The following is a 20,841-nucleotide window of genomic DNA, read 5'->3' as shown; positions in this document are numbered from 1 at the left end:
CCCAGGCCGTTATGATCGGGGCATGCCGAAACACACACTGCTTCGACCGCTGTCGACGACGCACATGGGCGGCCGCCTCGTGCTCGGAGTGGGCGCACTCGCTCTCACGTTCTCCCTTGCCGCCTGCGATACCGGAGTCGACCCGCGCAATCCCGACACTCCCTCGCCGAGCGAATCCGCCGCGTCCGAATCACCGAGCGACGATGCCGAGTCCCTCGATCCGGTAGGCAAGTGGACCTCCCCCGAGGCTGGTGACCCCTTCCTCGAATTCGCCGAAGACGGCTCGCTCGAAGGATCGGACGGCTGCAATGCGATCGTCACCAGCTGGAAGGTCGAAGGCGATGAGATCACCATCGATTCCTTCATGACCACTCAGAAGGCGTGCGCCGGTGTCGACACCTGGCTGAGTAAGGCCTCGGCTGCGACCATCGAAGGCGACGTCATGAAGATCATGGACAGCAACGGCAAAGTCATCGGCGGACTGGAGAAGGACGACAAATGACACAGGAACTCATCGGCCGCTGGGTGGCCGAGACGAACGACCGGGCCTTCCTGGAGTTCTCCGAAGACGGCTCACTGCGCGGCAGCGACGGCGCCAACAACCTCGTGACCACTTGGTCGGCCGAACCAGAGGGCCTGATGATCAAATCGTCGCTGATGACGCTCAAGGCCGCTCCCGGAATGCTCACCTGGGTACCCAAAGCCAAGCGAGTCGAACCCGACGGCGACCGTCTGCAGCTCTTCGATGCAGCGGACAACCACCTCGGCGACCTTCATCGTCAGCCGCCGGGACCCACGCATCAGCTCGGCGGTCGCTAGATGGCCGGGGGTCTGATCGCACTTCTCGACGACGTCGCCGCGCTCGTCAGGCTCTCGGCGGCCAGCCTCGACGATGTCGCCGCGGGGGCATCACGCGCCGGTGCGAAGGCCGCGGGCGTCGTCGTCGATGATGCGGCGGTGACCCCGAAGTTCGTCGAGGGGGTGGACCCGAAACGCGAGCTTCCGATCATCCAGCGCATCGCTGTGGGATCGCTGTTCAACAAGCTCGTCATCATCCTCCCGATCATTCTGCTGCTCAGCCAGTTCCTGCCGTGGCTCCTCACCCCGCTGCTCATGGTCGGCGGCACCTACCTCTGTTTTGAGGGTGCAGAGAAGATCTTCGAGAAACTCGGCTGGATCGCCCACGATGAGAAAGAGACCCCGGCCGCCGAACAGTCGACCGACGGCGCCGCAGCAGAGAAGAAGGTCGTGCGGTCGGCCATCACCACCGACTTCGTCCTCAGCTGCGAGATCATGGTCATCGCTCTCAACGAGGTGGCCGGTGAGTCGTTGACCAGCCGTGCCGTCATCCTCGCCATCGTCGGAGTCGCGATCACCCTCGGCGTCTATGGAGTCGTCGCACTCATCGTGAAGATGGATGACATCGGGCTGCATATGGCGAAGAAGGACTCCTCCGGGCAGCAGAAGTTCGGACGGTTCCTCGTCCGTGCCATGCCGAAGCTGCTCGCACTGCTCTCCGTCGTCGGCACCTTCGCCATGCTGTGGGTCGGCGGCCACATCATCCTCGTCGGCACCGACGAGCTCGGGTTCCATGCCCTCTACGGCGTCGTCCACCACCTCGAAGAACCCGTCGCCGCGATCGCAGCCGTCGGCGGCTTCCTGGGCTGGCTGGTCAACACGTTCTTCTCCCTCGTCCTCGGCGCGATCTGGGGAGGAATCGTCGTCGCAGTGATCTTCGGCGCCAAGGCCGTGTTCACGGGGACGAAGAATAAGCAGAATCAGCGCTGAGCGAAGGTCTTCTTCGGTGCTCCCGCCACGATCATCGGAGCACCAGTGACCGGATCGTCGATGACCGTGCAGTCGATGCCGAAGACCTCATGGACGAGCTCCGAGGTGATGATCGCCTCAGGCGGTCCCTGAGCGACGATGGCACCGTTCTTCATCGCGATGATCTCGTCGGCGTACCGGCAGGCCTGATTGAGGTCGTGGAGGACGGCGACCAGCGTATGCCCGTAATCGTGATTGAGCTGCGAGAACAGGTCGAGCAGCTCGATCTGGTAGGCGACGTCGAGGAAGGTCGTCGGTTCATCGAGCAAAAGGAGCGATGTCTCCTGAGCGAGCACCATGGCCACCCAGACGCGTTGACGCTGACCGCCGGAGAGTTCGTCGACGAGCCGTGAGGACAGCTCTTCGGTGTTCGTCGCCCGCAGCGCCGACAGCACAGCGGCGTCATCGGCGTCGGTCCACTGGCGCAGGAACGACTGGTGAGGGTGCCGTCCACGGGAGACGAGCTCGGCGACCGTGATCCCGTCAGGGGCGATGGACGACTGTGGGAGAAGACCGAGCCGTTGGGCGATCTTCTTCGTCTTCATCTTCTCGATATTGTTCCCGTCGAGCAGCACCGAGCCCTTCGCCGGCGGCAGCAGCCGTGCCAGAGCGCGCAGCAGTGTCGACTTGCCGCAGGCATTGGGGCCGACGATGATCGAGAACTTGCCGTCGGGAATGCTCACATCGAGATCGCTGACGATCTGGCGCTGGTCATAGGCCAGGTCGAGGTTCTCGGCGATCAGCGGGGAGACTGTGCTCCCAGCGTTGGGATTGCTCATGATGCCTTCCGAGCTTCTTGGATGAGGAGCCAGATGAGGTAGATGCCGCCGATGCTCACGGTGATCACGCCGACCGGCAGCTGGATGTCGCCGAACGCATGCTGGGCAACGAGATCGGCGGCGATCAGGAGCAGCGCTCCGACAGCCGCCGACGTCAGCAGGCTGGTGCCTTGTGCCCGCGCGATCCGCCGTCCGATCTGCGGGGCGGCCAGGGCCACGAAGGCGATCGGGCCGGCGGCGGCCGTGACAACTGCGACGAGGGCGACGGCGATGACGATGAGCACGGCACGGATGGGCTCATTGCGCACACCCAATGCCTTCGCCGTATCATCGCCGAGTTCCAAGGTTCCGAGATCTCTAGAGAAGAGTCCGCAGGCCAGTCCGAGGACGATCACGGCCACAGCCGCAGGGGCGATCGTCGACCAGCTCATTCCGTTGAGGGTGCCGGCGCCCCAGGTGGCCGCGGCCATCGCGAGCTCGAGATCGGCACGCATGATCAGCCAGGTGTTGAAGGCGTTGAGCATCGCTGTCAGCGCGATTCCGACGATGATGAGCCTGAACCCCTGCACCCCGCCTTTCCAGGTGAGCAGGTAGACGACCACTGCGGTGAGCAGCCCGCCGATGATCGCACCTGCCGCAGTGGAGACGAAGCTCGTGCCGAAGACGATGATCGTGACGATGCCTCCGGTGTAGGCCCCTGTGGAGAAGCCGATGATGTCCGGAGAGCCGAGAGGGTTGCGCGTCAGCGATTGGAACACGGCTCCGGAGACTCCGAGTCCGGCGCCCAGGACGATTCCGGCGATGATGCGCGGCGCCCGCCATTCTCCGACGACGGTGTTGACGATGCGCTTGTCTGCTGCCCCGAACAGCCCTTGGAAGACTTCGGTCGGAGTCACCGAGAACTTGCCGAGCATGAGACCGGCGAAACCGCAGGTCAGAGCGAGAAGCGTGATGATTCCGGCGGTGATGACGACCCGCAGGTCGATGCGGAATCCGAAGACGCGCAGCATGGGCCGACCGAAGTCGACCCTCTCCCCCGGCAGTGCGTTCGGATGCGCGGTGAGGGTGCGTTCGGGAACCGCGAGGTTGGTGGTCTTCACAGGCCGCTCGCCTTCTTTCGACGGACAAGGGCGATGAGCACCGGAGCACCGACGAACGCGGTGACGACTCCGACTTGGAGTTCGCCGGGCTTCATCACGACTCTGCCGATGACGTCCGAGGCCAGGAGCAGAATGGGTGCCAGGACGAGTGAGTAGCCGAGGATCCAGCGCTGGTCAGGACCGACGATCCACCGCGCGATGTGCGGAATCATCAGACCGATGAATCCGATCGGCCCGGCCGCGGCCGTGGCCGCTCCGGCCAGGAGGGTCACGGCGATGATGGAGAGCACTCGGGTGCGGTTGACCGAGGTGCCGAGGCTGGCGGCCAGATCATCGCCGAGGGCCACGGCGTTGAGTGAGTGGGACAGCGCCAGAGCGAGCACGGTGCCGATGCCGATGAACGGCAGAATGGCGGTGATCGTATCGAAATCACGGCCGGCGATCGCACCGACATCCCAGGATCGGAATGCGTCGAAGGCACGTTCGTTGGTCAGCAGGATCGCTTTGGTCAGTCCGGTGAGGACCGCGGCGACGGCGACTCCGGCCAGAGTCAGGCGGATCGGATCGACCGTGCGACTGCGGCCCGCGGACCCGATGACATAGACCCCGACTGTGGCGACGAGGGCACCGGCGAAGGCGAACCAGATGTATCCGGTGATCGAGGAGATCCCGAAGAACGCGACCCCGATCGTGATCGCCAGGGACGCTCCGGCATTGACGCCGAGGATGCCAGGATCGGCCAGCGGGTTGCGCGTGAGAGCTTGGATGAGTCCACCGGCCAGACCCAGCCCCATGCCGACGAGGATGCCGAGCACTGTGCGCGGCAGGCGCAGTTCGAGGACGACGAGCTGATCGTCGCTGCCGGTGGGGGCGAAGAAGGCTCCGAGGACCTCCGAGAGCGGCATATCCCTGGCGCCGATGGCCAGAGACGCTGCGATCACGAGAATCAGCGCGATGATCGCCGCGACCAGCCCCAGCACTCGCCTGAGCCGCAGGCTGCCACCGGCCGGATGACTGGTGTCGGTATACGGCTTCGCCTCGGCAGAGGTGGCGGAACCGGTCATCGAGGTGGTCCTTTGAGTGAAATGGCGGTCAGGTGACTAAGGGCAGGCTAACCACACTGTAACTCACCGGACCACCTCAGCCAAGCGAGAGAGGTCTCACTCGGCTGTGATCTTGCCGATCCTCTCGGACACCTGTCGCTGGATCCGGGAGAGCATTCCACTCATTCCGCGCAGCCTCAGCGGGCTGACGACCTCCGACATCGACAGCCGCAGGGGCAGGTCGGCAGGAACCGACAGGATCGCCCCGGCGCTGGCACCGTCGAGCCCTTCGTGCAGGATTCCGGCGAAGCCTCGTGTCGTCGGCGCTTCCGGAGGAGCGGAGAAGTGCAGGCGCACTTCGGCCTGCTCCCCCGCCTCGGGGTCGGCCACCTCGGTGACGAGGAAGATCGGAGACTGGCACTCGGGCACGGGCTCGAGCAGCTCCGGGTGGTCCGTGTACTTCTCCGGCAGGTCGGGCAGGTCCGTCGCGAACTCCAACAGCACCTGGAGGCGATCATCGGCCGGCGTTTCGGCGAAGTCCGTGACGATCTCTGCCAGCGCCTCCGGCAGGTCGTCGGTTTTGGGCGTCGTCGTCTCGGTCATCAGCGTCCGGGCACCTCTCCGGGCTCGGCTCCGGTGACGATCGGCACGCCGACGACATTGCCCCATTCGGTCCAGGAGCCGTCATAGTTGCGCACGTTGCTGTACCCGAGGAGGTGCTTGAGGACGAACCAGGTGTGGCTGGAGCGTTCGCCGATCCGGCAGTAGGCGATGACCTCATCGCTGGTGCCCAGTCCCGCTTCTTCGGTGTAGAGCGCCTTGAGTTCGGCTGCGGACTTGAAGGTGCCGTCTTCGTTGGCTGCCTTGCCCCACGGCATCGACTTCGCGCCGGGGATATGGCCGCCGCGCAGTGCGCCTTCCTCCGGGTAGGCGGGCATATGGGTGCGTTCGCCGGTGTATTCCTCCGGGCTGCGCACATCGATGAGCGGGACATCGCCGAGGCTGCTGCGAACCTCGGGCAGGAAGGCGCGGATGACGGAATCGTCGCGGTCGACGACAGGGTATTCGGTGGGTGCGGGCTGCGGCTTCTCCGTGGTCATCTCACGGCCTTCGGCCTGCCATTTCGCACGACCGCCGTCCATGAGCCGGACGTCTTCGTGGCCGAAGAGAGTGAAGACCCACAGCGCGTAGGCCGCCCACCAGTTGGACTTGTCGCCGTAGACGACGATGGTGTCATCGCGGGAGATGCCCTTGGCGGACATGAGCGCGGCGAATCCCTCACCGTCGACGTAGTCACGGGTGACGGGATCGTTGAGTTCCGTGTGCCAATCGACCTTGACCGCTCCCGGAATGTGTCCGGTTTCGTAGAGCAGCACGTCTTCATCGCTTTCGACGATGACGAGTCCGGGAGCGCCTGCATGCTGGGCCACCCAGTCGGTGCTGACCAGTCGGGTTCCGTCCGCGTATTCGGCGAACTTCTGTGCGGGATCGGCCGGGATCGCAGTGCTCACGCATTCCTCCTGAGAGTTTGAGTCCAATTGTGCTCGATGTGGCAACGTCGAGCGCGTTCAGCATATTCCTTTTCAGGGGCGGCTGAGGAATGCCGTCAGCGCTGAGACGAACTCCCGCGGTTTCTCAGAATGCACCCAGTGTCCCGAGCCTTTGACCGTGAGGAGTGTGGCGCGTGGGAACAGACGGCGCATCTGCGGCAGGTCGTCACGGTCGACGTATTCCGATCTCTCACCGGCGACCCAGAGGACGCGATGGTCGAACACGGCATCGGCCATGTCCGGGAAGTCCCCGATGACATCGAGGCTCGAGTGCAGCAGCGCCAGGTTGGGCTGCCAGGAATACCCCGCCGAGGTGGGGCGCAGGTTCTGCAGCAGGAATCCCCTGATCGCAGCCTCCGGGATCGGGTCCCGAAGTGCCTCATCAGCCTCGGTGCGTGATTCGATCCGATCGAGATCGAGGGCGGCGAGGCTGGAGAGCAGGTGGTCGAAGACTCCGGTGGACCCGCCGGCATTGGGGCCGATGTCGACGACGACGAGGCGGTCGATGAGATCCGGGTGACGCAGCGCGAGCACCATGGCGACCTTTCCACCGAGGGAATGTCCGACCAGGTGCACGGGCTGATCATCGGGGGCGACAGCCTCGCCGATATGGGCCGCCACGGCATCGGCGAGCTCGACGTAGTCGAAGGTCTCGGTCCATTCGGACTCGCCGTGGTTGGGCAGGTCGACCAGCAGGCTGGAGAAATCGGGCTCGATGTCCTTGGCGATGCGGGTGAAGTTCTTGCCTCGGCCGAACAGTCCGTGGAGGAAGACGACCAGGCGCCCGGATTCGCCGATTCGAGTGCTGTTGATGGTGGTCACGATCCCAGCCTATCGGTCGGGTGAGTTTCTGCCAGTGCGACCCAACGCCTCCGGTCCCGTCGGCATCGGCTGACAGCGCGGGTAGGGTGAGGTCATGCACTTCTCCGAATACGACACTCGACTTGCCGGTTACGCGGTCATCGTCAATGACGACGACGAAATTCTCCTCAGCTGGTTCAACGGCGGCAAGGACCGCCTGCACGCGATCTGGACGCTGCCCGGAGGCGGAATCGAGTTCGACGAGAGCATCGAAGCGGGCACACTCCGGGAGATCAAGGAGGAGACCGGGTTCGATGCTGAACTGGTCCGCCCCCTGACCACACATTCATTCACGGAGTCACGTCGCAATCCGGCTTTCGGCGACTCGACGGCTCGCCCCTTCAAAGGAGCCCGCGTCGTCTATGAGGCTCGGATCATCGGGGGCACCCTGGGCACTCTCGAAGTCGATGGGACGACGGATCGGGCGGAATGGCTGCCGATCACTTCGCTGCCGAACGTCCGGCACGCCCGCATCATCGACCTCGGCCTCGATGCGTGGCGTGCCGCCGTGTGAGTTCCGCTTAAGTTCTGCGCAGGGGCGCGCAGCAGCGCTCGTCAGTCGGTTACTTCACCTTGTCGGCGATGAGTCCCGGGAGCTGCTCCGCGGTGTACTCGGCCGAGAGGATCGAGTTGAGTGAGAACGCCTTGCGGATGTCGTCGTTGTCCTTGGTCAGAACGAAGTCGTGTCCGCCTTCGACGGCCGGGATGCGCTTGTAGGCAGCGTCCTCGGTGACATCGGAATCCTCGATGTAGATCGGGAATGTCAGGAGCAGGTCCGCATCGAGCTGATCGAGGTTTTCCTCGGAGATCGGCACGGAGAAGCCTTCGGCCTTCATTCCGGCGATCGTCTCGGACTGCTTGAAGCCGAGCTGTTTCATGACCTGCACACGACCTGATTCCTCGACGTAGGCGGCCCATCCTTCGGCGGTCTTCGCTGCCACGGTCACGGACTTGTCCTGGAACTCCGGATGAGCTTCGCGCGCATCGGCGTAGGTCTTGTCGAGGTCGTCGAGCAGCTTCTTCCCGTCGTCGGCCTTGCCGAGTGCCTGGGAGACGAGCTCGACCTGCTGGTCCATCGTCGTCAGGTAGTTGTCGCCGCCTTCGGGAACTCCGACCGTCGGAGCGATCTCGGAGAGGCGGTCGTAGCGCTTCTTCTCTCCGGAGCTGTTCGTATCGAGGATGACGTCGGGCTCCAGGGCGGCGATGGCCTCGTAGTCGGGTTCCATCGTCTCGATGATCTCCGGAGCTTCGTCGTAGAGACCCTCGGCCCAGGGGCCGACGCCCGTGCCGCCGAATTCGACCCAGTCGGAGGCACCGACGGGCTGGACGCCGAGCGCCAGCGCGGTCTCGGCATCACCCCACCCCAGAGCCACGACCCTCTGCGGATCGGCAGGCACCTCGACGGCGCCGAATTTCGTTTCGACGGTGGGACCCGAGGCTTCCTCGGCTGTGCCCCCTCCTCCGCCGCAGCCGGCGAGGACGAGGACGGAGGCGATCACTGGGGCGAGAATACGGCGCATGGAATCCTTCTTGAGTGGTTAGGCGAGCCTAGCTTAACTCATTTTTCCGGTGGTGTGACTCCCACCGCGAGGCCGCCTCGGCGAAGAAGCGACCCTCGGGTCAGGACGCCTTGATCTCAAGTCCCTCGACGTCCATGTCATCGAGGGCGACCATTCGTGAGCGCCGGCCGGTGACGATGCGGTGGATGCCCCACAGGAGCAGGAACGCGGGAAGCCCGGCATAGGCGCTGGCGACCTGGAGCAGCTGGCCGTTGACGATGGCCTGCACGTTCTGGCCGATGATGACGACGATGAGCATGATGAGCGCGATGACCGGCCCGATCGGGAACAGCGGCGCCTGGTAGGGCAGGTCCGCAACCTTGTGCCCCTGCCGCACATAGGCGCGGCGGAACCGGAAGTGACACCAGGCGATGCCGACCCAGACGATGAAGCCGGAGAGCCCGGAGACGTTGATCAGCCAGGTATAGGCCCCACCGTCACCCATGATCTCGGTGAGGAATCCGAAGAGTCCGATCATGGCGGTGGCCAGCAGTGCCATGACGGGCACTCCGCGTTCGTTGAGGCGGGCGAACAGCCTCGGCGCGGTTCCCTCTTTCGCCATGGCGTAGAGCATGCGGGTGGAGGCATAGAGGCCGGAGTTGCCGGCGGAGAGGATCGCGGTGAGGATGACGGCATTCATCATTCCGGCGGCCACGGCGATGCCGGCGCGTTCGAAGACGAGAGTGAACGGTGAGGCCGTGATGTCGTCATTGTTCGCCGAGGCCAGCAGGGAGGGGTCGGTGTAGGGCAGGAGGAAGCCGATGACGGCGATGGCGCCGATGTAGAAGAGCATGATGCGCCAGAACACGGTGCGGATGGCGCGCGGCATGTCCCTGCGCGGGTTCTCCGACTCCCCCGCGGTGACGCCGACGAGTTCCGTGCCCTGGAAGGAGAATCCGGCGATCATGAAGACGCTGATGACCGACATCCACCCGCCGACGAACGGAGCCTCTCCCGTCGTCCAGTTTCTCAGACCGGGCGCGGTTCCGCCGAGGATGCCGGCGATCATGAGCACACCGAGGACGAGGAATGCGAGCACGGCGGTGACCTTGACGGCCGCGAACCAGAATTCGCCCTCGCCGAAGGCCTTCGCGGACAGGAAGTTCAGCCCGGCCAGCAGGACGAGGAAGACCGCCGCCCAGATCCACGACGGCACGTCGGGGAACCAGAAGGACATGATGACACCGGCGGCGACGAGTTCGGCGGCCAGGGTGATCGCCCAGTTGAACCAGTAGTTCCAGCCCATGGCGAAGCCGAATGAGGGACTGACGTATTTGGTGCCGTAGGTGTGGAACGACCCGGCCACCGGCAGGTGGGTCGACATCTCACCGAGGGACTGCATGACGAAGAGGACCATGATCCCGATCGCGGCGTAGGCCACCAGGGCGCCGCCGGGGCCGGCCTGTGAGATCGTGCCGCCGGAGCCGAGGAAGAGTCCGGTGCCGATGGCGCCGCCGATGGCGATCATCTGCAGGTGGCGAGACTTCAGTCCCCGTCGGAGTCGGCGTTCGTCGTTCGCCGAGGCGGCTGGCATTCCCATGGTCATCCTCGTTCGTGGTTCGGCAGGTCCGCGCACGAGGACCCTGGCCATTCCTACCACAATCGGGGTCGCCCCCCGGCCGCTGCAGGCGCCGGGTGGGAGGAGGGTCACATCCTCTTCGGCGGGGATTCGAGCAGCTGCAGTATCGGCTTGAGAGCGGAGCGGATGCTGATGACGCGGAACGCCTGGTCGCGGACGAACGCGAAGAGCCGGGACCGGCCGAACATCAGCCGGGCGAGGGACCGTGAGTTGTCGTGGGCGGCCTCGACGCGGGGCCGTTGGCGGGCTTCGAAGCGTTCGAGTGCGGCGGCTGCGCTCGTCCCAACCGCTGAGGCGGAGAGTTCGTCGGCGAGCACCCCGGCCGATTCCATCGCCATTCCGGCGCCGATTCCGGCAGTCGGAAGGAACCCTGCGGCCGCATCGCCGAGCAGAACGGTGCGACCATGGCTCCACTTCAATGCCCGGGAATCCCGCAGCGGCCAGAAGAACGGCGCTTCGGCCTCCTCGACCGCGGTGAGGCAGGCGTCGATCCGCGGCGTCAGTACCGACAGCCGCCTGCGAACCTCGGCTGCGAGTCGCCGGGGGCCGAGCGGCTGCCGGGTGTCGGGACAACCGAGGAAGACCCCGACGGCCCCCTTGACCGGGTACATGCCGAGGAAGAATCCATCGCCCCAGATCTCATCGACGGCACTCTGATCGCCATCGGCCTCGGCCCAGCAGACCCATCCGCCCCAGGTCGTGTCCACTGACGACTCCGGGGAGGTCTCGCCGGAGACGGCAGCGGCAGTGCTGCCTGATTCGCTCGCGGCGGTTGCGGCGGGCCCACAGGTCACGAGTCTGCGGGTGCGGGAGTTCATTCCGTCGGCGATGACGACGGCATCGAATTCGAGTACTTCCTCCTGGCCCAGGTTCTGCTGCCGTCGCCCACCGTGCTGTACGGATCGGCTGTCCTGGACCAGATTCACGGTGGCACCGTCGTCGGACAGCCCGGTCACTGTGGTGCCGAAGGCGATCGGGCAGTCGTCGTCGGTGAGCACGTCGAGCAGTGCGGAGCGGGAGATTCCGCGATAGTCGCCGTAGTCGGCCAGCAGATCACCGAGGTGGTCCTGCCGGAGGACTTTTCCGGTGTGCGCATGGGCGATATAGCAATCGATGCCGACGCTGGCCTCGAGGTAAGCCTCCCGGCACTCGAGTTCGTCGATGATGGGATCGACCATGGGCATGAGGGCGAGCATGTACCCGGCCCGGTTGTCACCGATCATCCGACGGGAATCCGGCGACCGGTCGATGAGGACCGGGCGCATCCCGCGGGCCCGCAGGAGCTGAGCCAGGGTGATGCCGGCGATTCCGGCTCCGACGATGAGAATACGCGGCTCTTCCGGGCTCACGTGCTTCAGCTGGTCGTCGACCATTGCCGCGATGATCATACGTGGTCTCCTTCGTCGGGCCGTACCAGTGTGCCGACCCAAGTGGACCGGATGGTCCACACACGGTATCACCGAGTGGACCGCATGGTCCACAATCGTGTCGAGCATTGCTACACTGACGGCGTGTCCGAGACTGCGTTGGCGCGTATGCGCCCCGAGAAGCGCGCCGCGCTCATCGATGCCGCCGCGCGAGAATTCGCTTCGCGGACGTTCGAGGAGGCGTCGCTCAATCGCATCATCTCCACCTGTGGGATGAGCAAGAGCTCCTTCTACCATGTCGTCGACTCGAAGGACGACCTCTTCGCCCTCGTCGTCACCGATCTCGCTGCGGCTGCCCGCGGGTTCTGGATTCCGCCTGCTCCGGACAGCTTTTCGGACGGGTTCTGGGACCGTGCGCGCTCGGTCTGGGACGACATTGCGCGAACATGGCCCGACAGCCCTGAGCTCACGCTCCTGTGGCACATCGTCTATGCGAATACGGACAGTCCGGCTGTGCGACGCCTCGCCGACCGCGTCGAAGAATGGGTGCGCGCCGTGCTCATCGCCGGACGTGAAGCCGCAGCGATCGATGTCGAGTGTCCGCTCGAGCTCCAGACTCTGGCGGTGTTCTCACTGCTGCGGACGTTCGACGAATGGGCTCTGCACCTGACGGAAAGCGATAGCCCAACCGTCGGCCCGGAGGAGATCTCAGTCCATCAGTTCAGGCTGCTCACGCGTCTGCTGAGTGCCTGAGACGGGCTCACACAGAGTCGACGACCGGCAGCTCCCGGTCCGAGACCGGTCCCTGAGGCAGGCCGCGGACGAGGTCGGGGCCCAGATCGGAGATGCTCCGGGCGCCCATGAGCCCCATGGCGGTGAGGATCTCCTGCTGGATGAGGGCGATCGCCCTCTCGACGCCTCGTTGGCCGCCGGCCATGAGCCCGTACAGGTACGCCCGGCCGATGAGTACGAAGTCGGCTCCGGCGCACAGCGCGGCGACGACATCGGTGCCGGACATGATGCCGGAGTCGAAGATGAGCTCCATCTCCGGTCCGACCTCCGCACGGACTTCGGCCAGGGAGGTCAGCGAATCGGGGGCCCGATCGAGCTGGCGGCCGCCGTGGTTGGAGACGACGAGTCCATCGGCTCCGACGGATCGGGCGCGCCGGGCATCCTCGGCGGTGAGGATCCCCTTGACGAACAGGCGTCCGTTCCATTGGTCGCGGATCCACCGCAGGTCATCGAGGTCGAGGGTCGGGTCGAACATCGTCTTCGTCATCTCCGCCAGGGATTGGGAGGTGTTCGACAGCGACGCGTATTTCGGCGGTTCGGTGGTGAGGAAGTTGAACCACCAGCCGGGACGATAGGAGGCGTCGAGGATCGTTCCCAGTGTCAGACGGGGCGGGATCGTCAGCCCGTTGCGGTGATCGCGCAGACGCTGACCGGTGATCGGGGTGTCGACGGTGACCAGCAGGGTCTCGTATCCGCTGGCGGCGGCCCGCTGGATCAGGTCGAGGCTGCGCTGCCGGTCCTTCCACAGGTAGAGCTGGAACCACCGGGTGGAATCCGGTGCCGCCTGCGCGACGTCTTCGACCGAGGTCGTGCCCATCGTCGACAGCGAGAACGGAATTCCGGCCTTCGCCGCCGCTCGGACTCCGGCGACCTCGCCTGCGGAGTGCATCATGCGCGTGTAGCCGGTCGGGGCGATGCCGAAGGGCAGCCGGGCTCGGGCGCCGGCGATCGTCGTCGACGTATCCGGCGCATCGACGCCGTGGAGGATGCGGGGAAGGAGCTCGACGGTGCCGAGCGCCTCACGGTTCTTCGCCAGGGTCCGCTCATCCAGAGCCGCACCGTCGACATAGTCGAACGGTGCGGTCGGTGTCACGCGCTTGGCGATGCGGCGAAGGTCCCAGATGTCCGCGGCCGACTCCAATCTCGCTGCAACCCGGTCGAGTCGGGGCAGGTCGAACTGCAGCAAGGGGGCGAGTTCTCTCAGATCGGGCAGTCGGCGCTTCATTTCTCTCCTCGTTCTCGGTTGAGGTAGGCGAGCACTGCCGCGACACGTCGGCTCATGGTCTCCCCTGCCTGGAGGCCGAGTTTATCGAAGATGGAGCTGATCGCCTTTTCGACGGAGCTGACCGAGACGAAGAGCCGTTCGCCGCCTTCGCCGCCTCAGTCGCAGCGGAGGCGAACGCAGCCGACGCGCCGGCCGCGGCGGATGCCGATCCGACGAATTCCGAGCCCGAGATGTCATGATGGAGAGGATGTCTCAAACACATGTGTGGTACGTCAGCTACGGATCGAACATGGCTCGCGATCGGCTCGCCTGCTATCTGCAGGGCGGGCGACCGCCAGGCGCTAAGGTGACCTATCCGGGTGCCAGAGACGCAGCACTGCCCCGTGCCGAAGCCGGGATCGAACTGCCCGGAACGATCTACTTCGCCGGCGAATCGACGGTGTGGGGCGGCGGCATGGCCTTCTATGATCATTCCGCCCCCGGACCGACCCCGGCCAAGGCCTACCTCATCACGGCCGAACAGTTCGCCGATGTGGCCGCCCAGGAGATGAACCGTCCGCCCGAGCCCGACAGTCCGCTCGAACGCCTCGTCTTCGACCTGCCGGTAGGCAGCTCACATTCTCTGGGTCCGGGCGGCTACGAAACGCTGCTCGTCCTCGATGATGCCGACGGCATCCCCATGGTCACATTCACCGCTGCCCACAGTTCGACCGACATCGAACACACTCAGCCGCAGGAGCCGTATCTGGCGATGCTGCGCACGGGCACGGCCGAGGTCAGAGCCGCTTCTGGGCTTCCCCAGCCCGCAGCTGCACAAGCGTGAGGTCGAGCAGCGGAGTCGCGACTCCTAACTCCTCTGCCTTGGCCGACAGGTCGCCGAGGATGTGCTCCGTTTCGCTCGGCAGCCCTGCCGTCACATCCCGGTAGAGGGATGAGGTGAAGGCCGAACCGTCCGCGGTGAGCATCTGCAGCGTCATGTCGTGGGAGGCCTCCGACACCGGGTGTCCGGCCGCGGCCGCCACGGCTTCGAGTTCGTCGATGATGGCATGCACGTGCGATCTGCCGCCGGCCGCCATGATCGCCCCGACGGGAGCGCGGAACAGGCATGTGACGACTCCCGCCGCGGCGATGAAGGTCCACTTCTCCCACAGCCCGTCGATGATTCCGTCGACGAGCTGGAGCTTGAATCCGGGGACGTCGAGAGCCGCGGAGATTCGCGTGGGTACGGCCGCGGCGTGAAGGTCGCCGATGGTCATCACCGCAAGGTCGGTGAGCTGGACGACGGCTCCGTCTCTGATCGTGCCGACGATCTTGACGAACCCACCGAGCACCTGACCGGGGTACCTGTGCTGCAGCTTCTCGATCTGAGCCATGCCGTTGAGGAACGGGATGATCGTCGTCTGCTCCCCCACAGCCGGTCCGATATCGTCGATGACCGAGTCGAGTCCACCCGCTTTGACCGCGACGATGACGATGTCGAAGATCCTCGGTGAGGCGCTGAGCTCCTCGGCGGTGATGACATCGACCTGGTTCGTCCGATCGGCACCGGGAGCGGTGAAGCGCAGTCCGTTCGCGCGGACCGTCGCCGCCCGAGCCTGCCGGAGCAGGAACGTGACATCGCGTCCGGCCTCCTGCAGATAGGTGCCGAACGCTCCGCCGGTGGCGCCTGCCCCGGCGATGAGAATCGACAGGCCGGCACCTGCATCGATTCCGTCGGATGCGCTGTCAGCTGCTGGGGTCATTCCAACTCCTCCTTGAGCACCCGTGCGGCCGCAGCGGGGTCGTCTGCCGAGGTTATCGCACGGACGACGACGGCACGGTTCGCGCCCGCCTGCCGGATCGCGTCCAGTCTCTCCCCTGCCGCGATGCCGCCGATCGCGAACCACGGTTTGCTCGCCTCGGCGGCGGCAGCGGTCAGCAGTGCCGTCCCCACAGCGGCACGGCCGGGTTTCGTCGGGGTCTCCCAGACCGGCCCGACACAGAAATAGTCGGTCTCCGGGTCCGCCTCGGCGGCGAGCGCCTGCTCGAGGGAATGGGTGGAGCGGCCGAGGAGGACGTCGGGGCCGAGCACGGCTCTGGCCTGAGCACTGGTGAGATCTCCCTGACCGACGTGGAAGACGTCGGCGTCGGTCAGCAGCGCGACATCGGCGCGGTCGTTGACGGAGAAGAGCTTGCCGTGGCGTGCGGCGGCATTCCTGAGGACTTCCAATGCGGCGATCTCGGCGCGGGCCTCGAGGCTCTTGTCCCTCAGCTGGATGATGTCGACTCCCCCACGGTAGGCGGCGTCGAGGAACTCGGTGAGGTCGCCTTGAGCGGTTCGGGCATCGGTGCACAGGTAGAGCGACGCTTCGGCCAATCGGGCCTGCCTCCAGGTCCTCTTTTTCTGCCGCGCTGCGGTGCGCGGTGGCATCTGTGTGGTCATGGTCATAGAGTAGAGGAGTTCGCGGGAGCCTCCCAACGAGGCTGAGAGGGCGTAGGAGCCGACCGTCAGACCTGATGCGGATCATGCCGCCGGAGGGAGAAGCTGTGAGAGTCATCGTCGTCGGCGCCGGGATCATCGGCCTGTCCACGGCCTGGTATCTGCGCCGTTTCGGTGCCGAAGTCACCATCGTCGATCCTGCCCCCGCCCAGGGTGCGAGCCATGCCGCCGCGGGGATGATCGCTCCCGCCGCCGAGGTAGTCTGGGGGCAGACTCCCCTGTATCCGCTGATGCGGACCTCGGCTCAGATGTACCCGGAATTCGCCGCAGAGGTGGCGAGCGCCACCGGCACCGATCTCGGTTTCACAGATGCCGGGACCGTGGTGTGTGCGGGTGACCGGGCTGATCTGCAGGCTCTGCGGGAGCTGCGCGAAGCACAATCGCGATCGGGTTTCGCCACCGAGCTCATCACCGGCAGTGCCGCCCGCCGTATCGAACCGTCGCTGTCGCCTGCCGTGGCCGGGGCCGTGCACATTCCCGGTGATCACTCGATCGACCCCCGTCGTGTATCGGCGGGACTGTTGTCTGCTCTTACGGCCGGCTCAGAGTCGCTTCTTATTCGGCAGCGGGTGGCCGAGCTGCTGGGCGATGGTGCGGCGACGACCGGCGTCACGCTGGGAGACGGCCGCCTGTTGGAAGCCGATCAGGTGGTCGTCTGCGCCGGCAGCGCCATCACCGAGATCGCCGGTGTCCCGCCGCTGCCGATCCGGGAAGTCTGGGGTGATGTGCTGCGCCTGCGTGCCCCCGCCGAGGCGACTCCCCTGCTGACTCGGACCATCCGCGGGCTGGTCAACGGCCGCCCCGTCTACCTGGTCCCCCGCCCCGACGGTGAGATCGTGCTCGGTGCCAGTTCCCGCGAGGACGGACTCTCCGGCACCCCTGCCGGGGCGATCCACCGGCTGCTCTCTGACGGGCAGCGATTGGTCCCGGGCATCGTCGACGCGGAGATCACCGACATCACCACCCGCGCTCGCCCCGGTTCTCCCGACGACCTGCCGATGATCGGGCGCATCGATCCCGGCTGCGTTGTGAGCACGGGGTACTTCCGCCATGGCATCCTCTTGGCCCCGTTCGGCGGCCGCCTCGGCGCCGAGCTCGCCCTGGGTGTCGCCTCCGACTGGCCTCCTGACGGAGCGCTCGAGTCCGTGTCCCCGCACCGCTTCGCCACAAACCACACCACTGCCCACCTGATGAGGAGCAACTCATGACCGATCGCGAACACTCACCGACCATCGTCCTCAACGGCGACCATCATGAGCTGCCGGGTGCCACCTCGGCGCTCGACCTCATCGCCGAGGTCACCGGACGGGAGCTGAACCCCGATGGGACACCGGCCGACGGCGGACGCTTAGGGCTGGCCCTGGCCGTCGACGGCGAGGTCATCCGTCGCGGTGCCTGGTCCGGGTTCGCCCTGGCCGACGGGCATACCGTCGACATCGTCACCGCAGTGCAGGGAGGCTGAGATGAGCTGGATGGTCGATGACGTGGAGATGTCGTCTCGCCTCGTGATGGGCACGGGCGGGGCAAGTTCCCTGAGCATCCTCGAAGACGCCCTCGTGGCCTCGGGAACCGAGCTGACCACGGTGGCGATGCGCCGCTTCGACGCCGAGTCCCGGGATTCGGTGTTCACCATGCTGCAGCGTCTGGGAATCCGGGTGCTGCCGAACACGGCCGGCTGCTATACGGCCCGGGATGCCGTGCTCACCGCCCGACTGGCCAGGGAGGCCCTGGAGACGAACTGGGTGAAACTCGAGGTCATCGCCGATGAGGTCACCCTGCTCCCGGACCCCGTCGAGCTCTTCACCGCCGCCGAGGAACTCGTCCTCGACGGTTTCACGGTCTTCGCCTATACGAACGACGATCCGGCCCTGGCGAAACGTCTGGAGGATGCCGGGGTGGCCGTGGTGATGCCGGCAGGTGCCCCGATCGGCAGCGGGCTGGGCATCCTCAACCCTCACAACATCGAGACCATCGTCTCCCGGGCGCAGGTGCCCGTCATCCTCGACGCCGGTGTCGGCACCGCTTCGGACGCGGCTCTGGCGATGGAGCTCGGGTGCACTGCGGTTCTCCTGGCTTCTGCGGTCACTCGCGCTCACGACGCACACGCCATGGCTCGGGCGATGGCTCTGGCCGTCGAGGCCGGGCATCTGGCGGCCGGAGCCGGGAGGATTCCCAAGCGGCCGTTGGCTTTGGCATCATCGCCGTTCGACGGAATGGTCGCAGCACAATGACCGCCGCTGCTGCCTCTCCGCCGTCGCTGCCTCCGTTCGTCGACCCCGCGGACTCCCTGTCCCGGGCGGAGCTGGATCGCTACTCCCGACACCTGAGCCTGCCGGGTTTCGGGCTCGAGGGACAACGGAGTCTGCGGGCCGCCTCGGTGCTGGTCATCGGGGCCGGAGGACTCGGTTCACCGGTGCTCAGCTATCTCGCCGCTGCCGGGGTCGGACAGCTGACCATCATCGATGACGATGTGGTCGAGTCGTCGAACCTGCAGCGCCAGATCATCCATCGCGACGAAGATGTGGGCCGACCGAAGGTCGCCTCTGCCGCCGATGCCGTGCACCGGCTCGATCCGAACCTCGAGGTGCGCGCGGTCGAGGAACGGCTGAGCCCGGAGAATGCGCTCGACCTCTTCGCTGAACACGATGTCGTCATCGACGGAGCGGACAACTTCGCCACCCGATACCTGTCCAATGATGCCGCCGAGCTCACCGGCACCCCGCTGGTGTGGGGCACGATCTTCCGCTTCGCCGGTCAGGTGAGCACGTTCGTTCCCGGTCACGGGCCGATGCTGCGCGACCTGTTCCCGGATATCCCGGAACCCGATTCGGTGCCCAACTGCGCCGAGGGCGGGGTCCTCGGAGTCCTGTGCGGAACCGTGGGCTCGGCGATGGCGACCGAGGCGATCAAACTCATCTGCGGCATCGGTGCCCCTTTCATCGGTCGGCTGCTGCGTTATGAGGCGTTGACCGGGGAGTACTCGACCCTGCGGTTCTCCCCCGATCCCGACCGTCCCCCGGTCACCGACCTCACCGAGGTGGCTGCCGCCTGTGCTGTGGACCTTGACGGCGGCGGCGTGGCAGAGCCTGCGGCGGACGAGATCGACGTCGCCGAATTCCTGTCCGTCGAAGACGATGTGCTTGTCGTCGATGTGCGGGACGACTGGGAACGTGAACTGGCGGTCATCCCCGGCTCGGTGCATCTGCCTCTCGGCGGCCTCCGAGACGGCGGGTGGAAGGCTCTGGAGTCGGCGCTCGGTGACTCCGGTCGAGCAAGATCACCGGTCAATATCGTCATCCACTGCAAGTCCGGGGCCCGGTCGGCCGAAGCCGCCCAGATTCTGTCCGGTTCGGTGCCGGCCGGAGTCCGTCTGCGCTCCCTTGCCGGCGGCATCGATGCGTGGCAGCACGTCACTCGGGCCTCGGCAGACCAAAGGGACCAGCAACCGGCAGCTTCGAACGCCCAGCGACCGCTTAGCTCATGAGCCGGACCGGGCGGCCAGTCGTGATCGCAGTCCCCGTTCTCCGGCTCTCATCACTGCCCCGTGCATGAGTCCGGACAGCGGTCGCATCGCTCTGATGATCGTTCTGCTCGTCGTCACACACCACAGAGAATCGATGGTCGTCACCCCGTCGAAGGCGGTCAGGGCCCATCGGCCTTCGCCGCGCAGATCACCATTCGCCCGGAACCGGATGAGATCGGGCGCATCGACCTCGTCGACTTCGATGGAGAAGCGCAGGGACCACCCGATCGGGGCGTGGACCAGAAGGCGGGCTCGGCTGCCTGGGGTCACCGGCAGATCGGCTGCATCAACGTCCGCCTGCGCGGCCCCGACCCGTTCGGCTGCTGTCAGTCCCGGCCACCACCCCGGCCAATCGTCGACCCGTTCCAGAACCGCCCACACCGATTCGATTCCGGCGTCGACGATCCACCGGTCGTCGAAATGGAAGGGCGCGGACTCTCCGGGCTGTGGGGTCACATGATCGTGGCTCATGGTACGACGGTAGTGTGGAAGGTGTGAGTGAGGACAACTTCGTCAGCAGCCGTCGGCCATCGCCTCTGGGCGGCCGCAAACCGACCAAGGACGATCTTGCGGATTTCGCGACGGATGATCCGAATGCGATCGACGATATTCTGCCGAGCGATTCCTCAGGGCTGAAGCTGCTCATCGTCGGCATCAACCCGGGGCTGTGGACGGCTGCGGTGAATGCGCCGTTCGCGCGTCCCGGCAATCGGTTCTGGCCGTCTCTGCATCAGGCGGGCCTGACCGACCACCAGGTCGATGCCTCTCGTGGGCTCGCACCTGGCGATGAACAGCAGCTGCTGCGTCGCGGCATCGGCCTGACGAACCTCATCGGGCGAGCCACTGTCCGGGCCGACGAACTCTCCCGGCAGGAGCTGCGTGAGGGAGCGGCCCACCTCATCGGTCGTCTTTCCGATGTCCGCCCCCGTGCCGTGGCGATCGCCGGGATCACCGCGTTCAGGACTGGTTTCGCACAGCCGAAGGCTCAGCTCGGTCAGCAGGATACGACGCTGATCGAAGAGTGGCCCGATGAGGTGGCTCTGCATGTGGTGCCGCAGCCCAGCGGGCTCAACGCCCACTACCAGGTCGCCGACCTCGCCCGGATCTGGCGCGAGGTGTGGGAGAGCATCGACGATGAGGTCGTGGAGACCTGATTT

At 65.9% G+C, this 20,841-nt stretch carries 24 protein-coding genes and 1 riboswitch; of the genes, 11 read left to right on the top strand and 13 right to left on the bottom strand.

Going from position 1 to position 20,841, the window contains the following annotated elements:
- The first annotated feature begins 22 nt into the window (after nucleotides 1-22).
- Genes AD89_RS0108425 through AD89_RS0108415 form a run of 3 tightly spaced genes read left to right on the top strand, consistent with a single transcriptional unit; the run spans nucleotide 23 to nucleotide 1,788 of the window.
- The gene (locus tag AD89_RS0108425; protein ID WP_025778162.1) at nucleotides 23-502 is read left to right on the top strand and encodes an META domain-containing protein; all 480 of its coding nucleotides are present in this window, start codon (nucleotides 23-25) and stop codon (nucleotides 500-502) included.
- Complete coding sequence (locus tag AD89_RS0108420) at nucleotides 499-819, top strand: META domain-containing protein (protein WP_025778161.1); 321 nt, start codon at nucleotides 499-501, stop codon at nucleotides 817-819. Before AD89_RS0108425 ends, AD89_RS0108420 begins: the two co-directional genes overlap by 4 nt.
- The gene (locus AD89_RS0108415; RefSeq protein ID WP_025778160.1) at nucleotides 820-1,788 is read left to right on the top strand and encodes a DUF808 domain-containing protein; all 969 of its coding nucleotides are present in this window, start codon (nucleotides 820-822) and stop codon (nucleotides 1,786-1,788) included.
- Here AD89_RS0108415 and AD89_RS0108410 read toward each other — a convergent pair.
- The 6 genes from AD89_RS0108410 to AD89_RS0108385 all read right to left on the bottom strand — a co-directional run bounded on the left by AD89_RS0108410 (nucleotide 1,779) and on the right by AD89_RS0108385 (nucleotide 7,121).
- Nucleotides 1,779-2,606: an ABC transporter ATP-binding protein gene (locus AD89_RS0108410; RefSeq protein ID WP_025778159.1), complete on the bottom strand. Its 828-nt coding sequence runs from the start codon at nucleotides 2,604-2,606 to the stop codon at nucleotides 1,779-1,781. The two genes, AD89_RS0108415 and AD89_RS0108410, sit on opposite strands and share 10 nt — an antisense overlap.
- Nucleotides 2,603-3,616: a FecCD family ABC transporter permease gene (locus AD89_RS0108405; RefSeq protein ID WP_035320287.1), complete on the bottom strand. Its 1,014-nt coding sequence runs from the start codon at nucleotides 3,614-3,616 to the stop codon at nucleotides 2,603-2,605. The genes AD89_RS0108410 and AD89_RS0108405 overlap by 4 nt, the downstream gene beginning before the upstream one ends.
- A gap of 86 nt (nucleotides 3,617-3,702) precedes the next feature.
- Nucleotides 3,703-4,770, bottom strand: coding sequence for an iron chelate uptake ABC transporter family permease subunit (locus AD89_RS0108400; protein ID WP_025778157.1), 1,068 nt, complete (start codon nucleotides 4,768-4,770; stop codon nucleotides 3,703-3,705).
- A gap of 96 nt (nucleotides 4,771-4,866) precedes the next feature.
- The gene (locus AD89_RS0108395; protein WP_025778156.1) at nucleotides 4,867-5,352 is read right to left on the bottom strand and encodes a SufE family protein; all 486 of its coding nucleotides are present in this window, start codon (nucleotides 5,350-5,352) and stop codon (nucleotides 4,867-4,869) included.
- Nucleotides 5,352-6,260 carry a sulfurtransferase gene (locus AD89_RS0108390; protein ID WP_025778155.1) on the bottom strand — a complete coding sequence of 303 codons (909 nt, stop codon included), beginning with the start codon at nucleotides 6,258-6,260 and terminating at the stop codon, nucleotides 5,352-5,354. Before AD89_RS0108390 ends, AD89_RS0108395 begins: the two co-directional genes overlap by 1 nt.
- 72 nt (nucleotides 6,261-6,332) lie before the next feature.
- A complete protein-coding gene (locus AD89_RS0108385; protein ID WP_025778154.1) occupies nucleotides 6,333-7,121 on the bottom strand; it encodes an alpha/beta fold hydrolase in 789 nt (262 codons plus the stop codon).
- 94 nt (nucleotides 7,122-7,215) lie between these two features.
- Between AD89_RS0108385 and AD89_RS0108380 the strand changes: the two genes are divergently transcribed.
- Entirely contained in the window at nucleotides 7,216-7,674 is a 459-nt protein-coding gene (locus AD89_RS0108380) for an NUDIX hydrolase (RefSeq protein WP_025778153.1), read from the top strand.
- A 49-nt stretch (nucleotides 7,675-7,723) separates the two neighbouring features.
- Here AD89_RS0108380 and AD89_RS0108375 read toward each other — a convergent pair whose 3' ends face one another.
- The 3 genes from AD89_RS0108375 to AD89_RS0108365 all read right to left on the bottom strand — a co-directional run bounded on the left by AD89_RS0108375 (nucleotide 7,724) and on the right by AD89_RS0108365 (nucleotide 11,686).
- Complete coding sequence (locus AD89_RS0108375; protein ID WP_025778152.1) at nucleotides 7,724-8,680, bottom strand: iron-siderophore ABC transporter substrate-binding protein; 957 nt, start codon at nucleotides 8,678-8,680, stop codon at nucleotides 7,724-7,726.
- A 100-nt stretch (nucleotides 8,681-8,780) separates the two neighbouring features.
- Nucleotides 8,781-10,259, bottom strand: coding sequence for an amino acid permease (locus AD89_RS0108370; RefSeq protein WP_025778151.1), 1,479 nt, complete (start codon nucleotides 10,257-10,259; stop codon nucleotides 8,781-8,783).
- 107 nt (nucleotides 10,260-10,366) lie between these two features.
- Complete coding sequence (locus tag AD89_RS0108365) at nucleotides 10,367-11,686, bottom strand: FAD-dependent oxidoreductase (protein ID WP_025778150.1); 1,320 nt, start codon at nucleotides 11,684-11,686, stop codon at nucleotides 10,367-10,369.
- A gap of 123 nt (nucleotides 11,687-11,809) precedes the next feature.
- On the opposite strand from AD89_RS0108365, the gene AD89_RS19275 reads away from it, so the two are divergent.
- On the top strand, nucleotides 11,810-12,418 hold the full coding sequence (locus tag AD89_RS19275) for a TetR/AcrR family transcriptional regulator (RefSeq protein WP_197021726.1): 609 nt from the start codon (nucleotides 11,810-11,812) through the stop codon (nucleotides 12,416-12,418).
- A 7-nt stretch (nucleotides 12,419-12,425) separates the two neighbouring features.
- On the opposite strand, the gene AD89_RS0108355 is transcribed toward AD89_RS19275, so the two are convergent.
- Entirely contained in the window at nucleotides 12,426-13,682 is a 1,257-nt protein-coding gene (locus AD89_RS0108355) for an alpha-hydroxy acid oxidase (RefSeq protein WP_025778148.1), read from the bottom strand.
- A gap of 247 nt (nucleotides 13,683-13,929) precedes the next feature.
- Between AD89_RS0108355 and AD89_RS0108350 the strand changes: the two genes are divergently transcribed.
- Nucleotides 13,930-14,505, top strand: a complete 576-nt coding sequence (locus AD89_RS0108350; protein WP_025778147.1) for a hypothetical protein — start codon at nucleotides 13,930-13,932, stop codon at nucleotides 14,503-14,505.
- Here AD89_RS0108350 and AD89_RS0108345 read toward each other — a convergent pair.
- Nucleotides 14,459-15,424: a ketopantoate reductase family protein gene (locus AD89_RS0108345; RefSeq protein ID WP_081770386.1), complete on the bottom strand. Its 966-nt coding sequence runs from the start codon at nucleotides 15,422-15,424 to the stop codon at nucleotides 14,459-14,461. The two genes, AD89_RS0108350 and AD89_RS0108345, sit on opposite strands and share 47 nt — an antisense overlap.
- Nucleotides 15,421-16,104, bottom strand: coding sequence for a thiamine phosphate synthase (thiE, locus tag AD89_RS0108340; RefSeq protein WP_081770389.1), 684 nt, complete (start codon nucleotides 16,102-16,104; stop codon nucleotides 15,421-15,423). The genes AD89_RS0108345 and thiE overlap by 4 nt, the downstream gene beginning before the upstream one ends.
- Nucleotides 16,105-16,115: 11 nt before the next feature.
- Nucleotides 16,116-16,219, top strand: a riboswitch (TPP riboswitch).
- On the opposite strand from thiE, the gene thiO reads away from it, so the two are divergent.
- The 4 genes from thiO to moeB all read left to right on the top strand — a co-directional run bounded on the left by thiO (nucleotide 16,209) and on the right by moeB (nucleotide 19,645).
- Nucleotides 16,209-17,369, top strand: coding sequence for a glycine oxidase ThiO (thiO, locus tag AD89_RS0108335; protein ID WP_025778144.1), 1,161 nt, complete (start codon nucleotides 16,209-16,211; stop codon nucleotides 17,367-17,369). Its footprint overlaps the riboswitch before it by 11 nt.
- Nucleotides 17,366-17,623: a sulfur carrier protein ThiS gene (gene thiS / locus AD89_RS0108330; RefSeq protein WP_025778143.1), complete on the top strand. Its 258-nt coding sequence runs from the start codon at nucleotides 17,366-17,368 to the stop codon at nucleotides 17,621-17,623. Before thiO ends, thiS begins: the two co-directional genes overlap by 4 nt.
- 1 nt (nucleotide 17,624) lies before the next feature.
- Nucleotides 17,625-18,392, top strand: a complete 768-nt coding sequence (locus tag AD89_RS0108325; protein WP_025778142.1) for a thiazole synthase — start codon at nucleotides 17,625-17,627, stop codon at nucleotides 18,390-18,392.
- On the top strand, nucleotides 18,389-19,645 hold the full coding sequence (gene moeB, locus AD89_RS0108320; protein ID WP_051505159.1) for a molybdopterin-synthase adenylyltransferase MoeB: 1,257 nt from the start codon (nucleotides 18,389-18,391) through the stop codon (nucleotides 19,643-19,645). Before AD89_RS0108325 ends, moeB begins: the two co-directional genes overlap by 4 nt.
- Here moeB and AD89_RS0108315 read toward each other — a convergent pair.
- Nucleotides 19,640-20,155, bottom strand: coding sequence for an SRPBCC family protein (locus tag AD89_RS0108315; protein ID WP_025778140.1), 516 nt, complete (start codon nucleotides 20,153-20,155; stop codon nucleotides 19,640-19,642). The genes moeB and AD89_RS0108315 overlap by 6 nt on opposite strands.
- A 23-nt stretch (nucleotides 20,156-20,178) precedes the next feature.
- Between AD89_RS0108315 and AD89_RS0108310 the strand changes: the two genes are divergently transcribed.
- Complete coding sequence (locus AD89_RS0108310; protein WP_025778139.1) at nucleotides 20,179-20,838, top strand: mismatch-specific DNA-glycosylase; 660 nt, start codon at nucleotides 20,179-20,181, stop codon at nucleotides 20,836-20,838.
- Nucleotides 20,839-20,841 lie beyond the last annotated feature (3 nt).

The sequence above is a fragment of the Brevibacterium sp. VCM10 genome (genome assembly GCF_000583215.1).
Taxonomy (GTDB): Bacteria; Actinomycetota; Actinomycetes; order Actinomycetales; family Brevibacteriaceae; genus Brevibacterium; species Brevibacterium linens.
The sequence above is the reverse complement of the archived record's forward strand: the minus strand, read 5'-3'. Positions and strand labels throughout refer to the sequence as shown.